The following is a 14,840-nucleotide window of genomic DNA, read 5'->3' as shown; positions in this document are numbered from 1 at the left end:
GGTTTCGATCTGTATCGAGGCGATTCGGGCTTTTGGCTTTCTGAGAACTCGTAAGTACACTCAAAGTGAGGGGACCGAGGCAGCCATGAGACTACAAGATCTGATCGGCTTGGCTGTATTTGAAGTTGAAGAGGGGAATGAAATCGGCAAGATTGTCGATATCCTACTCGATTCAAACTGGAATATTACGGGTATTGAACTGGAAAGCAAATCTTTTTTTGGTGGCCATGTGAAATTTGTGGCATGGAAAGATATTGTGGCCTACGGCGAGGATGCTGTCATGATTCGTAGTAAAGAGTCGATTGATAAGACAGATGCTGATCATATACCTTGTACTTTTCTACTAGGAAAGAACAAACTTAAGGATTTGAAAGTACTGACTACAACTGGAACTATACTTGGACGAATATCGGATGTTTATTTTGACCAAAAGTTGGGAAACACAATAGGAGCGCTGGAAATCAGTGACGGGCTTGTGACTGATTTGATCGAAGGCCGCAAATGGCTGCCTTGTTCTGATGAGATGTCCATTGGTGAGAATGCTCTAATGGTTCCTGCAATGAGCGAAGAACGGCTACAAAAAGCCATTAATATTGTTAACGGATAGGTGGAATGTATTATATGAAGTGTCCAAACTGTAACTCCAAAGATATCGGAAAGATTGGTTCCCACCAGTTCTATTGCTGGGGCTGTTTCATTGAATTGACGGTAAACGGCGAGAAAATGTCGGTGTATCAAGTTGAAGAAGATGGCACACTCAGCTCGCTGGACGATCTCTTCTCCGGGGATGATATGACTCAGGATTTCCCGCAAATTCATGCGTCGTCTTAACTATGAATCTTGCTTTGTAAGCAAGAATGATCTATGTACTTAAAGCGTCAATCTCCTTTCAGTTGAAATCAGCTGCAGGGTTATTGGCGCTTTTTTTGGGGCTCCCCGCAAAGTACCTGATTCAGCATCGAAGCAAAAGCCTCACTTTGTGGGGTTATTTTGTGTGCTTGATGGTTATTTTGCTGCGGCCATACATATACTTATTTACGAAGCTAGTCCAGGCTACAGTCGCAGGAGGGTACACTCATGGAGCAATGGTCCCAAAGTAAGTGGTTCCGCTGGATGATCGGAGTGCTGCTCTCCCTGATCATTTTGTATTTTGTTTGGTTGCTTCGTCCGATGCTGCAGGGGATATTTGTATTTTTGAAGGCAATCCTCGCTCCATTTCTGGCAGCTATGATTATTTCCTACGTGCTGAATCCCGTCGTTAGTATGCTGGCTGGACGGAAGATGCCGCGTAGTGTAGCTGTTCTACTTATATATGCAGTATTCCTAACGGCGATTGCAGTGATCGCAATTAACCTTATCCCGATGTTTATCGAGCAGCTTGAAGAGTTGAATGAACATTTGCCAGAGATGACGCTGCAAGCCCAGGGGCTGATGCGACATATGAATTCTAGACTAATCCCGCCCGGGGTCGAGATGGGGATGAATAACTGGTTTTTTCAACTGGAAAGTCGTCTCGCTGAAGGGATTTCTAATTTTCTCGATAATATAGGGACAACGATTAATGTGCTGTTCAATGCTTTCATCGTACCGTTTCTAGTGTTCTATATTCTGAAGGATTTTGATGTGTTTGAGCGGACGGTGGTGTCTTGCCTGCCCCGCGCACGCCGCAAGTCTATTGTAACTTTGTTAAAAGATATCGATGATGCACTCGGCAACTACATTCGTGGACAGTTTCTGGTCTGCATTATTATAGGTGTGCTTGCTTATATCGGGTATGCCATTATCGGAATGCCGTATGCTTTACTGTTTGCCAGTGTGGTGGCAGTGTTCAATATTGTTCCGTATATGGGTCCTTTTTTGGGGGCTGCACCAGCCATTGTGATGGCTTCGACTGTTTCTTTTCGTTTAGTGCTGTTGGTTGCAGTGGTTAACACAGTGTGCCAAATCGTGGAAAGTAACATTATTTCACCACAGGTGGTGGGAAAGAAGCTGCATTTGCATCCGCTGCTCATTATTTTTGCGCTTCTGGTTGGCGGTGAATTGGCGGGAATGATCGGACTTATCCTTGCTGTACCGTTCTTCGCAGCTGCAAAAGTCGTTATTCAACACTTTATGACGTATTTAATCAAACGAAAGCCCGTGTAAATAGGGTAAAACATTGACTATAGACAACAGTTTTGTATATAATGTTGGGGAATATTACTGATGAACAGTCGGTATATATAGTTGATCGATGATGAGGAGTATTAATTCTATACCGTTATTGCAGAGAGCCGGCACTAAGGTGCGAGCCGGTTAACGGAACGGAGTGAACTCACCTCGGAGTAACGGCGCAAGTTTCAGGATATCCACTAGACATAATGGATGTCCTAGGTGAACCGCCGTCGCCTCACCCCCGCTAAAGGGTGCAAAGTGAGTGGCAGAATAAAGTATATTCAGCCGCTAACTAGGGTGGTACCACGGGAATTATAACCTCTCGTCCCTAGCGATAATACGCTAGGGATGGGAGGTTTTTTTGTAAATATAAGAGGGTATAGGTTTCACGAAATACTTCATGTCTTATATTTCTCGCATAAACGCTTACCGTCCTTATAAGGATGCCGATGGCGTTTATGCTTGGTTAAGAAATCTAAGTAGTAATACTCCAAGGAGGAGCAGACAATGAGCGACAATCAAACAAACAGTATACCTGCCGGCGGTTACCGGGCGCAGGCTATTGAGCCCAAATGGCAAAAGTTCTGGGATGAGAACAAAAGTTTTAAGACAGGTGAAGATCCAACCAAACCGAATTTCTATGCACTGGATATGTTCCCGTACCCTTCAGGTGCAGGACTGCACGTAGGTCATCCAGAAGGCTACACAGCAACGGACATCGTATCCCGTTACAAACGGATGCGTGGTTTTAACGTGCTGCACCCAATGGGCTGGGATGCTTTTGGACTTCCTGCAGAGCAGTATGCAATGGATACAGGTCAGCATCCACGTGATTTTACAGATAAGAACATCGATAATTTCCGTCGTCAGATCAAATCGCTGGGTTTCTCCTACGACTGGGATCGCGAGATCAGCACTACAAATCCAGATTATTACAAATGGACGCAGTGGATTTTCATCCAGCTGTACAACAAAGGCTTGGCTTATGTAGCAGAAGTACCTGTTAACTGGTGCGAGGCACTGGGTACAGTACTTGCCAACGAAGAAGTTATTGATGGTAAAAGTGAGCGCGGAGGACATCCGGTTGTCCGCAAACCGATGCGTCAGTGGATTCTGAGAATTACTGAATATGCTGAGCGTCTGCTTGAAGATCTGGAAGAGCTGGATTGGTCTGAAAGCATCAAGGATATGCAGCGCAACTGGATTGGCAAATCCACAGGTGCAGAAGTGAACTTTGAAATTGAAGGTCACGATGCTAGCCTGACCGTGTTTACAACACGTCCAGATACATTGTTCGGAGCTAGCTACTGTGTATTAGCACCAGAGCATGAACTGGTTGATGCCATTACAACAGAAGCACAACGTGCAGCGATTGCAGAATATCGTGTGAAAGCTTCTCATAAGAGCGATCTGGAACGTACAGATTTGGCTAAAGAGAAGAGCGGTGTATTCACGGGTGCGTATGCAATCAATCCTGTGAATGGTGCCAAGGCACCGATCTGGATTGCAGATTATGTACTTGCCGGATATGGAACGGGTGCGATCATGGCGGTTCCAGGTCACGATACTCGCGACTGGGAATTTGCTAAACAATTCGGCCTGAATATCGTGGAAGTCGTACAAGGTGGCAACGTTGAAGAAGAGGCGTATTCCGGAGACGGACCGCATGTCAATTCTGATTTCTTGAATGGACTTAAGAATGAAGAAGCGATTGCGAAGATGATTGCTTGGCTTGAAGAGAAGGGCGTAGGTAAAGGTAAAGTAACCTATCGTCTGCGTGATTGGCTGTTCAGCCGTCAACGCTACTGGGGAGAGCCGATTCCAATTCTGCATTTGGAAGACGGTACAATGAAGACTGTTCTGGTTGATCAGCTGCCGCTGGTACTGCCTGATGTAGATGCGATCAAACCATCAGGTACTGGGGAGTCTCCACTTGCGAATGTAACAGAGTGGGTGGAAACGATCGATCCTGAGACTGGTATGAAGGCTCGCCGTGAGACCAACACCATGCCGCAATGGGCGGGCAGCTGCTGGTACTACCTGCGTTATATTGATCCGAAAAACGATCAAGAGCTGTGCTCCCCTGAGAAGCAAAAAGCATGGCTTCCAGTGGATCTGTACATTGGCGGAGCGGAGCATGCCGTACTTCACTTGCTCTATGCACGTTTCTGGCACAAGGTGCTTTATGATATCGGCGTAGTGGAAACGAAAGAACCGTTCCATAAGCTGGTTAACCAAGGCATGATTCTTGGAAATAATAATGAAAAAATGAGTAAATCACGCGGAAATGTCATCAACCCAGATGAAATTGTTGAAGCTTTCGGTGCGGATACACTGCGTGTCTATGAAATGTTTATGGGCCCTCTGGAAGCAACCAAACCTTGGAATGAAAAGGGTGTTGAAGGGGTTCACCGGTTCTTGTCCCGTGTATGGCGCCTGTTCGTGAATGAGGAAGGTAAGCTCAATGCCAAAATCACAGCAGATGGCGGTACGGAAGAGTTCAAACGTACTTGGCACAAAACGATTAAGAAAGTCACTGAGGATTTCGAACATCTGCGTTTCAATACGGCGATTAGCCAGTTGATGATTTTCATTAACGATGCCTACAAGCAAGAAACCTTGTCCCATGAAGCTGCCGAACACTTTGTGCAAATGTTGTCACCACTGGCGCCGCATATTGCTGAAGAGCTGTGGCAACTGCTTGGTCATGAAGGAAGCATCAGCTACGTGGCTTGGCCAGCTTATGATGAAGCATGGACAGTCGATGCTGAGGTTGAAATCGTTATTCAAGTTAATGGTAAAATCGTACAACGCGCCCTGATTCCGCTGGATATGGGTCAGGAAGAAATGCAAGCTCATGCACTGTCACTTCCTAATGTGAGTGCAGCTGTAGAAGGTAAAACCGTACGCAAGATTATTGCGGTTCCTGGCAAGCTTGTAAATATTGTAGTGGGTTAAGCGAAGAACGCAATTCTGCCCGCAGCATCGGAGAAATCCGTGCTGCGGGCTTTGTTGTTCTAACGTTCTTTAGGACCCTGATTAATAGTGTCGTGTCTGAATAGCTCATCAAGCTTAATAACATCCTCATCATATTTATCATGCGTTGTCGTGATGAGGCGTTCAAATACACCATCTAGACTGGTACGTAAGTGGTTTAACGCTTCTGCGGTAATGCCACCGCGAACAGCGACCCGTTCTTGAAGCTCTTGCGGGGTAAACTCCCCTTCTGTCAGTAATTTGCCTGTTCCAAGCAGCATTTCACCAGCGAGTCGGCTGATTAATGTCTCTTCAATTCCAGTGGCCTCAACGGCTGCTTCTATCCAGCGCTCAATGAAATAGCTTAAGAACGCAGGTCCACAGCTGGAGAAATCAGAAGCGATTCGGGTATGTGCTTCTTGGATTTCTAAGGGAACACCTATGAAAGACAATAGCTGTAGCAGTACAAGCCTGTCTTCTTTATTAAGCCTGCTGCCAAATATGCACAGTGAAGTCCCACTCTTGACGCAGTGCGTAATGCTTGGGATGATCTTGGCAATTTTGGACGGCAAAGCGGATTCCAGATGATGCAATTGAACTGGACTAGTAATGGATACGACAATTTGCTCACTCCGGAGACATGAGCCGATCTCATCTGTTAATGTTTTAAATTCAAGTGGCTTTACGCATAAAAAAACGATATCACTTCCTAACGCTGTCTCCTTATTGCTTCCGCAAATGGAAATGCCGGGGTGACGCTTCTCAAGCTCCAGCAGCTTGTTCAGGCTGCGGTTGCTGGCAAGCACATCACACGGTTCTAGCGCTCCGGAAGAAAGAAAGGCGTCGATCAGCAGGCTGCCCATGCTGCCTGTTCCGATAAATCCTACTTTCACCTGTGGTTCCTCCTTTCTAGCATTGCTTTTTACTAACTGACATGAATTCTCTTCGTTATATGTATGCAGGATAGCCTTGGACAAATGACAGGTTTTGTATGAATTATTAAAGGGAATTCCAATTAAAGGAATGTATGAAGATTCACAAAAAAGTATAGGACGAATTTTCGTGAGGGGGAGCGCATTTTGAATAAAGGGAGTGTAGTGCTCGGAGTGGCTGTAGCTTTACTGGGTAGTGGATTGTTATGGGCTGCTGGGAGTAAGGGGGATTCCGGCATTTCCGGATGGGAAACCTTGAATGCAAGCATGGAACAAGCGATTGGAGTCGCTGAGCCAGACGAAGCTTCGGCTACAGAGGGCAAAGTGGGAGGCCAGCAGACGAAGGTAGATAAGCAAAGTGCTGGGAAAGTTACAGTGGGAGCCGAAGCTATTGGGAAGACTGATGCTTCTGGGAAAACAGATAGTGCTGGAAAGGCTGGAGTTAGTGATAAGTCTGATCCTGCTCAGAAGGTGAAGGATACTGCACAAGTAGATCATACTGTCCCGACTCCAGTAGATGAAAAAGGGACAACAGTTACTGGAGAGAATGCTTTGGAGGCGCTTGAGGTTACCACGTCAGTCGCTTCACAGGAAGGTAAAATAAATGTGAACACTGCGGGTGCTAAGGAGCTGATGGATCTCCCGGGCATCGGAGAGAAGAAGGCCCAGACTATAATCGAGTATCGCAACCGTGAAGGGGCTTTTCGTAGTCTGTCAGATTTGGGGAAGGTGAAGGGGATCGGGCCCAAAATGCTGGAAAAGCTAAAGCCTTTAGTAATATTTTGAAGATAAAAGGGTATTGAAGGTACTGTTGAATGTGCTACAACCGTTGTCCTAGTGAATACTTGCGGGGATGTGCTACAATAGTTAACAACTATTTAGAAGGATATGGAGATTGATTATGACTGCTGCTTATCGTAAAGACTGGGATACTTACTTCATGGACATTGCCTGCATGGTCTCAACTCGTTCACGCTGTAATCGCCGACATGTGGGTGCTGTGCTGGTACAAGGCAAGAAGTTGCTAGGAACAGCGTACAACGGGGCGCCAATGGGCGTACCTGATTGTTCAGAGGCAGGCTGTATGCTCTCGGAGCAATATGAAATGGAAATCGTGGATGGCGTAGAGACAATGGTGAAGAAACAGCGCTGTATTCGCACGATTCATGCGGAACAGAATCTTTTGCTATTTACAGACCGAATCGATCGGGAAGGCAGTACCGTCTATGTGACAGATGAGCCTTGCTGGACCTGCGCCAATATGCTGGCGAACAGTGGTATCGTGGAAATCGTGTATTACCGACCTTACCGTAAGGATATGGAAAAGGTTGAAGCGATGATGGCTGCCAAGGGTATCATATTTCGTCAATTGGAGAACTATGAGCCGCCAAGTGAAACGATGATCAAAGTGTCAGAGTAGCTGATCTGTACAACACTAATTTAATAAGATGACTTGAGGAAGAACCTCTCGTGCGCTTTTATGGCGTATGTAGAGGTTCTTTTTTTGTATCCAGTATTGTGAAAGGGGGATGGGCGCGTGAAGGAAAGACCCTTGTTAAGCTTTACAGTATGTTGGGTGGCTGGAAGCGCAGCGGCTTGCTTAAGCTCAGGGAACGGACTGCTGTTAGCATGTGCTGGATTAATACTTTTACTGGTGAGTCTGAGGGTGTGGGGAACGATGGGCTGGAAATACATAGCGGTGTTATGTTTTTCTATTTCTTTAGCAGCTGGATATTGGGAGTGGAGCGAAGCTCGCAATATTAGCGGAATACCTGAGGCGCTGGGTAGTACGATTGCAGAGCTGAATGGGAGTCCCGTGGAAGCTAGAGGCACGATCGTTTCCGTCGTGGAACGGGATGGGGATCGGGTTGATTTTATAATGAAGCTCTCACATATGAAGCTGCTTAAAGAGGGGGATGAAAAAGCATCTGATCCTGTGGAAGAGCAGGGTGGAAAAGTGGAGGGTGAGTTAATCTTGGTGCAGATCAAGCTTCTGGCCGAGCAAGAAATTGCTGTCGCTGCGGAGTGGCGAAGAGGGGATGAGGTGCTGCTTAATGGCGTGCTGGAAGAGCCGGTAGTAGCGCGTAATTTTGGAGGCTTCGATTATCGTACCTATTTACATACGAAGAAGATTCATTGGCTATTGAAGGGGCAGGGAGCGGAAAATGTAAGGGTAACCGTGCCAGATTCATGGAGTCCGTTAACGATTCTTCGCTTAAATGACAGCGCGCGAACGGCCCTTGGGGCGGAGCTGGACCATCTTTTTCAAGGACGCCACTCTGGGTACATGAAGGGCTTAATCATTGGGATGCAGGATGATCTCGATCCGGATACCTTTAAGCAGTTCTCCCAGCTCGGTTTGACGCATATTCTCGCTATTTCAGGTATGCATGTAGCGGTGTATGTAGGCGTTCTTTTATTTCTGTTCAGACGCTTACGCCTGACAAAAGAGACCGCACTAACGCTCACTTTCTTACTCGTTCCGGTATACGTCCTCTTGTCTGGTGCGGGTCCGTCCATTGTGCGTGCGGGGCTGATGAGTATGATTGCCTTGCTCGCTGCAAGAGTTGGAATGTTGAAGGATGGACTGAATATTTTGGCGGCATCGGCACTGGTTATGTTGATCTGGAATCCTTATATGCTGCTCAGTGTCAGCTTCCAGTTGTCTTTTCTGGTGACCCTGGGTTTGATGGTCTACGTTCCGCTTATGAATCCTCTTTTGAGCATACTGCCACGCTGGCTTAAAGGTGCGGTCTCGGTGACGTTAGTGGCCCAATTAGTTTCTTTCCCGCTCACGATTTATTATTTTAATCAGTTTTCGCTACTGTCCTTTGTCGCCAATTTGGTCTTTGTACCTTTTATTACCTTTGTAGTATTGCCGCTAGGGACGTTTGCGCTACTGCTTGGACGCCTGTGGGAAGATGCTGCAAAAGTACTGGCACATGTTACGGAGCTGTTGAATAACTTTACTTTTTACGCTGTGGAGTGGATCAATGAATTTACTGGTGGAGTACTGATTTGGGGCTCGCCTTCACTGCTGTGGATCGGGGTGTACTATGTTTTGTTGTATGGTCTGCTGTATGTTGCCAAGCTAGGAAAGGAAGCTCGTTCTGCACCTCAATATATGGAGGATGAGACGAGACCTTTAGCGGAGGCTGGTTTATCTGTGAACAGTCACGGTGGGTTTGGGAGAGTGGGGAATGCACAGCTTGCTGTTGGTGCTTCTAAGGTTGGACGCTGGAGCGGAGCGATTGTTCTACTATTGGCGGTTGGACTGGGGATGTTGCTGTATAGGGGTTATCAGTCGGATGGTCAAGCTGGTAGAGGTACAATTAGTTATCTGGATATTGGACAAGGCGACAGCATTCTCATCACTACACCGAGCGGAGCACATATTCTAGTGGACGGTGGTGGAACCATAAACTTTGGTCAAAAAGAAGAGTGGCGCGTTCGCCGAAGTCCGTTCGAGGTTGGCGCTAAAGTGCTGGTGCCTCTGCTGAAAAAACGTGGTATCCACCGTTTAGATGCGATTATTTTGACACATGGAGATCAGGATCATGCCGGAGGACTCCAAGCCGTGTTGGAAGAAATTCCAGTTTCGGCGTTGCTTTTTAATGGAACGTTTGTTGATCGCGGGTTTTATTTGGGAGTGATGAGGACTGCAATAGAGAGGGATGTTCAGTTGTATGCTGTGCATCAAGGAATGACCCTTTCCCCGGATGATCAGACGGAGCTGTCCTTTTTATGGCCGGAGGGTAGGGATGGAGAAGCGTCAGGTACTCCTTATCAGAATGGCATTCCTCTACTGGAAGAGCAGAACCACGATTCGGTAGCTTTTCGCTTAGAGATGAATGGTAGGAACTTTCTATTCACCGGAGATATGGATCTGGATGCCGAGGAGGAGATTGTAGAGCAGGCTAAGCAAAAGGGGATCAGCGCAGGACCTGTCATTGATGTGCTGAAGGTGGCTCACCATGGGAGCAAGACATCCTCTGGCGAAGCTTGGTTAAAATTCTGGCAGCCTGCAGCAGCGGTGATTTCTGCGGGTGTCAATAATCTGTATGGTCACCCGAAAGCTGAGGTGTTGGAGCGATTGCAAGATAACCAAGCATCTATATTCCGGACGGATCAGCAGGGGGAGATACAGATGCGGGTGCGGGCGGAGGGGGTTGAAGTGCGATATAAGTTGGTGGAGGCATTGCATTTTGTGCAATAGAACGAAATCCAAGATAGCTGGATCTTCATTCTACTGTACTTTGTACACTCAAAATGAGGGGAAACGCCTATATCTCTAGATATATTCAGCTCTCCAATCCGACTTGCGAGCACCACTGATGACGTTTAAGCGTTCATCGGTGGTGCTTTTTAATAGACAGATATAGAGATTATGCTGTTAAGTAATATATGACCTAATTATTTATTTTAAAGGGAACTTTTTCAAGTTTGGAAAGTCTTATTGGCAAGGGGTGAGACGAAACATGCTAAGCGAAGATATGCCATATGCAGAAGCGTATGCGTCCGAAATGACCTTGCGGGAAATGATGGAGGAGTATGGATCGGATGTGTGGAATTATGCTTTTTTCTTAACTAGAAGCCGTGAGCAAGCGAATGATATTAGCCAAGAAGTGTTTTTGAAGGCATATAAAAATGTGGGGAAGTACCGGGGACAATCGTCGATGAAAACTTGGCTACTCACGATTACTAGAAATACAGCCTTTAGTTGGAGTAAAAATAGCTTTTGGCGCAGATTCATACCATTTGGAGATCAACCTGTTACTGTAAATGCTCCGTCTGCGGAAAGAGAAGCGCTCGGAAATCAGTATGCGAACCGAATCTGGGAAATGATTATGAACCTACCAGATAAGAACAGAGAGGTGCTTGTACTGGATATTCAGCATGGACTATCGATTGCCGAAATGTCTGATTTGCTGAATATAGCTCAGGGGACTGTGAAATCTCGACTCGCGCGAGCGAGGGAGAAGGTTAAGCAAGCCATCCAGAAGGAGGAGAGAGAATGAGAGGCAAAGCTGATGACAGTAACCCGGTGATGATCGGACAGAATGATTGGTATGCGCAAGCAGGCAAAAAACCTTTTATTGAAGATGGCTTTACACCTGAGCTGATGATTCAGATCGAACAGGCTGCTACGCTTAAAAATAAAAATCACAGACGTTATCGAATAAACAAAAGTTTGCTACTGACCAGTGTGGCTATGATTTTGTTGATAGGTGCACTTAACTTGCCTATAGGTGCATGGAAGAGTCAGGGTCCAGTCCAATCTTCATCGGTGCAGTCACAAGCCGCAGCGATACTGCCTTCTTCTACTCCTGTTACTAATGACAAAGCGTCAGAGCCTCCGACAAGCCCAGCAGAGTTTGAGATTAGCGGTAAGAAATACTACATGCCTTTGCCAATGAGCAGAGATAAGACTAAAGCATATGCCGTGGAGACAACAGCGGGAATCCTTTGGTCGCCGCCACCCCCGATGGTTGACTACAAGAAGCCAAAGTACACACATCCTACAGAGCCGTTCACCCTTTACCTGAGCTCGAAGGACCAGACGGAGCTATCGGCTTCTTCGGCTACTAGGATATATACTTTTCCTCTTTATGCGGGAGGGGCAAGTACTTATCAATATTTGAGTGGGGTTTTTGAAGCGGGAGAATATGTCCTGTTAACTTCTTACAAAAAGACTCTTGGTGTAGGTATGTATGAGGATGGTGAATTTTCAATGCTTAATGTTAAAAAAGCAGCGGCAGGGGAAACTGTGGTACCGATCACGCTTAAATCCTTTGATGATACACTATTAGATTACAAGTCAATCATTGCTGTTGATAAGGAGCATGAGCAGCTCGTACTTAGTTACTTAGAATATGCAGGGGATAAAAAGTACAAAGAGAAAACCGTACTTTATGATATGGAGACCATGAGCATTCCAACATCTGCTATAGCAATTGGGTTTAAAGAGATTAAGGGAGAAACACTAATCATGGATTATAAAGTGGGCGGGGAACAACGTAAAGCGGATATTCTTATGAAAGCTGGATTGGGGTGGCTGGATGAGAATTGGGCTTTTTTATCGGAAGAGCAACAAAATAAGCTTTATATGGATTTTATGAACAATACTCCTTAGTAGATAATTCACCCAATAAAAGCTATACTTTTTGATAAAGTAATTTTCTTTTGAGAAGAGTGGAGCCGAAGTGATGAAGAAGTTAACGATTGATGATGTGGCTCAAAAAGCGGGAGTGTCGAAGAGTACGGTTTCCCAATTTTTGAACAAACGTTTTAAATATATGAGTGAAGCGACGAAAAACCGGATCGAGGCTGTGATTGAGGAGCTCAATTATCAACCGAATGGACTTGCGCGCAGTCTGAAACAGAATCGGACGCATATGGTCGGAATCATCGTTGCTAATATCGATTATTCGCTGTCTATTCAATGTATCCGGGCGATCGAGAACGAGCTGCAGCAACACGGAATCCAAGTAATCATATGCAATGCCGATGAGAATGCGGATAAAGAAAGCAAGTACGTCGAAACCTTAGTTGCCCGCCAGGTGGACGGTTTGATTATTTTTCCGACGGGGAACAATCCATCTGCATACAGCCGACTAATAGAGGCGGATTTTCCGTTAGTGTTTATGGATCGTCTGGTAGATGGAATCACTACGCAGAGTTTGCTGCTCGACAATGAAATGGCGGCCAAGATAGGTGTGGGACAGCTTACACAGCAAGGCCATGCGCGAATTGCTCTGGTCACCCTGCCGCTAGGGGAGCATGCGATTACCCCTCGTAAAGAGCGGATCAGTGGTTATAAAAAAGCAATGGAAGAAGCGGACCTAACGCTTCGTGAGGAGTATATTTGTAGTGTGCCAAAAGAAGAATTAGCTGCAGGACTGAAGCGCCTTTTAGCGTTGCCGGAACCTCCGACAGCGTTATTGGCTACGAACGATATCACGCTAGCGGAGATCCTGAAATATGCGAATCGAAATGCCATCGCTATTCCGGAACAATTGTCTGTCATCGGTATAGATGATGCGGAGTTCGCGCAAATTTATAATCCGGTCATTACAACAATTCGTCAGCCTGCTTACGAAATGGGCATGCAAGCCGCTAAGATTATACTCTCTTGTATCGAGGATAAAGGTGCTTCTGTTCCTATCACTTATCGTTTTCCGCCGACCTTGCAACAAGGACAGTCTGTGAAGTTATATAACTGACTACAAGCTATAGAAGCATAAAAAATGCCGTTCCACAGATCAACTGTGAGACGGCATTTTTTAATAATAAAACTCCAGAGCTGCTAGACTATAAGGCTGTAACGTTGTTGTTTCATCTTGTGGTTAATTGTACTTTCTGCAACTATTTTAGTTTGTGCTTCCTGGATTGAGAGTTTAATTGTATTTTGTGCAGTTATTTCTGCGGGAAATTGCTGACAGCGATGTTCACCTGGTTTTTAAATGTATAAAGTGCAATTAAAGCCGAGAAAAAACGATTTTGACTCGATATAGTTGTATAGAGTACAGCTATGTTGTGTAGATTTAGTTGTATTCAGCTATTTATGAGAATTACAGAAGTTTACTGAGATTATGTTGCGAAAGCTGACTCAAATCTATGTGCTTAAACCTCCTGCTGCATAAACTTCGCAAGCTCCTCACGGGTCGGAAGTCCATCCATATCGCCAGGCGACATAACGGCTAACGCACCGATCGCATTGCCACGTTTGACGGCCTCAACAATCGGAAGCTTTTCCAGCATCGCACTGATTACACCAACGGCAAACCCATCACCTGCACCTACGGTATCAACGACCTGCTCTACCTTAAACCCGTCTACATAATCTTCTCCTTCAGCGGATTTATAGTAAGCGCCTTCAGGCCCGAGCTTGATGACGACTAAGCTGACGCCACGCGCCAGATAATAGTCCGCAATCTCTTCTGGCGTACTTAGACCTGTAAGAATCTTGCCTTCACCGAGTCCTGGAAGGAACCAATCACAGCGTGTAGCCAGATCATTGATCGTCTTCACCATTGTTTCTGTATCCGGCCATAAGCTAGGGCGCAGATTTGGATCGAGAGAGACCGTCTTTCCTTGTCGCTTCATAAACTCCATAGCATGAACAGAGAATTCATGACAGCTCTTGGATAAGGCGGCGGAGATACTTGTTACGTGTAAATGTCCTGCAGCATTAAAGTATGCCTCGTCAAAATCAACCAGACTAAGCTTGGAGGCCGCGGAATTTTTGCGGAAGTATTCGACTTTAGGATCGCCTGTAACAACCTTTGATTTGATTAACATACCTGTTGAATTTTCTTTAGTAAAAGTAATGTTGGTGGTATCAATGTTCTCTTTCTTCATTGCTTGAGCAATGAAATGACCAAAGTTATCTTCGCCAAGCTTCGTAACATAACCTGTAGGATGATTTAAGCGCGATAAGCCTGTAGCAACATTGCTCTCGGCACCTGCCAACGCTTTGGAGAACGAAAATACTTCATGCAGGGGACCCGTTTCATTCGCATAAAACATCGCCATCGGCTCCCCGAAAGTGACGGCATCCAACTGTTTACTCATTTGAGTTCCTCCTAGGGTAATGAATTTATCCCAGTATAATGATGTATAATTTGAAATTATCACATAAATCGGTTTTGTACAATAAAATAATGATTTTTAATCCAAAATGTATTTTGGATAAAAGAAAATAAATGACTAATAATTCCTTATAAAACAAGAGTTTGTTGGTCATTTTGATAAATTAATATCTCTATAACCATAAAA

General features: G+C 45.6%; 12 protein-coding genes. 10 read left to right on the top strand and 2 right to left on the bottom strand.

All coding sequences use genetic code 11. The annotated features are described in order from the left end of the window. Positions 1-85 precede the first annotated feature (85 nt). The 4 genes from ACFWMP_RS20375 to leuS all read left to right on the top strand — a co-directional run bounded on the left by ACFWMP_RS20375 (position 86) and on the right by leuS (position 5,112). Positions 86-607 carry a PRC-barrel domain-containing protein gene (locus ACFWMP_RS20375; RefSeq protein WP_042191050.1) on the top strand — a complete coding sequence of 174 codons (522 nt, stop codon included), beginning with the start codon at positions 86-88 and terminating at the stop codon, positions 605-607. Between the two features lie 14 nt (positions 608-621). Continuing rightward, positions 622-831, top strand: coding sequence for a hypothetical protein (locus tag ACFWMP_RS20370; protein ID WP_036677557.1), 210 nt, complete (start codon positions 622-624; stop codon positions 829-831). A gap of 246 nt (positions 832-1,077) precedes the next feature. Beyond that, entirely contained in the window at positions 1,078-2,145 is a 1,068-nt protein-coding gene (locus tag ACFWMP_RS20365) for an AI-2E family transporter (protein ID WP_042191048.1), read from the top strand. Between the two features lie 516 nt (positions 2,146-2,661). Next, positions 2,662-5,112 carry a leucine--tRNA ligase gene (gene leuS / locus ACFWMP_RS20360; protein WP_379424573.1) on the top strand — a complete coding sequence of 817 codons (2,451 nt, stop codon included), beginning with the start codon at positions 2,662-2,664 and terminating at the stop codon, positions 5,110-5,112. Between the two features lie 59 nt (positions 5,113-5,171). Here the strand turns inward: leuS and comER are convergent, their stop codons facing one another. Beyond that, on the bottom strand, positions 5,172-6,023 hold the full coding sequence (gene comER / locus ACFWMP_RS20355; protein ID WP_379424572.1) for a late competence protein ComER: 852 nt from the start codon (positions 6,021-6,023) through the stop codon (positions 5,172-5,174). Positions 6,024-6,209: 186 nt separating this feature from the next. On the opposite strand from comER, the gene ACFWMP_RS20350 reads away from it, so the two are divergent. The 6 genes from ACFWMP_RS20350 (at position 6,210) to ACFWMP_RS20325 (ending at position 13,285) form a co-directional block, all read left to right on the top strand. After that, entirely contained in the window at positions 6,210-6,848 is a 639-nt protein-coding gene (locus ACFWMP_RS20350) for a ComEA family DNA-binding protein (protein ID WP_379424571.1), read from the top strand. A gap of 115 nt (positions 6,849-6,963) precedes the next feature. Continuing rightward, complete coding sequence (locus tag ACFWMP_RS20345) at positions 6,964-7,482, top strand: deoxycytidylate deaminase (protein ID WP_042191041.1); 519 nt, start codon at positions 6,964-6,966, stop codon at positions 7,480-7,482. Positions 7,483-7,599: 117 nt separating this feature from the next. Beyond that, a complete protein-coding gene (locus ACFWMP_RS20340) occupies positions 7,600-10,278 on the top strand; it encodes a ComEC/Rec2 family competence protein (protein WP_379424570.1) in 2,679 nt (892 codons plus the stop codon). Between the two features lie 262 nt (positions 10,279-10,540). Beyond that, a complete protein-coding gene (locus ACFWMP_RS20335) occupies positions 10,541-11,080 on the top strand; it encodes an RNA polymerase sigma factor (RefSeq protein WP_042191039.1) in 540 nt (179 codons plus the stop codon). Beyond that, positions 11,077-12,195: a hypothetical protein gene (locus tag ACFWMP_RS20330; RefSeq protein WP_339243249.1), complete on the top strand. Its 1,119-nt coding sequence runs from the start codon at positions 11,077-11,079 to the stop codon at positions 12,193-12,195. The genes ACFWMP_RS20335 and ACFWMP_RS20330 overlap by 4 nt, the downstream gene beginning before the upstream one ends. 73 nt (positions 12,196-12,268) lie before the next feature. Further along, positions 12,269-13,285 carry a LacI family DNA-binding transcriptional regulator gene (locus ACFWMP_RS20325; RefSeq protein WP_339243247.1) on the top strand — a complete coding sequence of 339 codons (1,017 nt, stop codon included), beginning with the start codon at positions 12,269-12,271 and terminating at the stop codon, positions 13,283-13,285. Positions 13,286-13,685: 400 nt separating this feature from the next. Here ACFWMP_RS20325 and ACFWMP_RS20320 read toward each other — a convergent pair whose 3' ends face one another. Beyond that, a complete protein-coding gene (locus ACFWMP_RS20320) occupies positions 13,686-14,636 on the bottom strand; it encodes a sugar kinase (protein WP_339243245.1) in 951 nt (316 codons plus the stop codon). Between the last annotated feature and the right edge of the window lie 204 nt (positions 14,637-14,840).

Source organism: Paenibacillus sp. NPDC058367 (assembly GCF_042723305.1).
GTDB lineage: Bacteria > Bacillota > Bacilli > Paenibacillales > Paenibacillaceae > Paenibacillus_AQ.
The sequence above is the reverse complement of the archived record's forward strand: the minus strand, read 5'-3'. Positions and strand labels throughout refer to the sequence as shown.

What these genes read in the sequence shown, in the direction of transcription:
- ACFWMP_RS20375 (WP_042191050.1), top strand. Translation starts at nt 86, where the DNA reads ATGAGACTACAAGATCTGATCGGCTTGGCTGTATTTGAAGTTGAAGAG.
- ACFWMP_RS20370 (WP_036677557.1), top strand. Translation starts at nt 622, where the DNA reads ATGAAGTGTCCAAACTGTAACTCCAAAGATATCGGAAAGATTGGTTCC.
- ACFWMP_RS20365 (WP_042191048.1), top strand. Translation starts at nt 1,078, where the DNA reads ATGGAGCAATGGTCCCAAAGTAAGTGGTTCCGCTGGATGATCGGAGTG.
- leuS (WP_379424573.1), top strand. Translation starts at nt 2,662, where the DNA reads ATGAGCGACAATCAAACAAACAGTATACCTGCCGGCGGTTACCGGGCG.
- ACFWMP_RS20345 (WP_042191041.1), top strand. Translation starts at nt 6,964, where the DNA reads ATGACTGCTGCTTATCGTAAAGACTGGGATACTTACTTCATGGACATT.
- ACFWMP_RS20335 (WP_042191039.1), top strand. Translation starts at nt 10,541, where the DNA reads ATGCTAAGCGAAGATATGCCATATGCAGAAGCGTATGCGTCCGAAATG.
- ACFWMP_RS20330 (WP_339243249.1), top strand. Translation starts at nt 11,077, where the DNA reads ATGAGAGGCAAAGCTGATGACAGTAACCCGGTGATGATCGGACAGAAT.
- ACFWMP_RS20325 (WP_339243247.1), top strand. Translation starts at nt 12,269, where the DNA reads ATGAAGAAGTTAACGATTGATGATGTGGCTCAAAAAGCGGGAGTGTCG.
- ACFWMP_RS20320 (WP_339243245.1), bottom strand. Translation starts at nt 14,636, where the DNA reads ATGAGTAAACAGTTGGATGCCGTCACTTTCGGGGAGCCGATGGCGATG.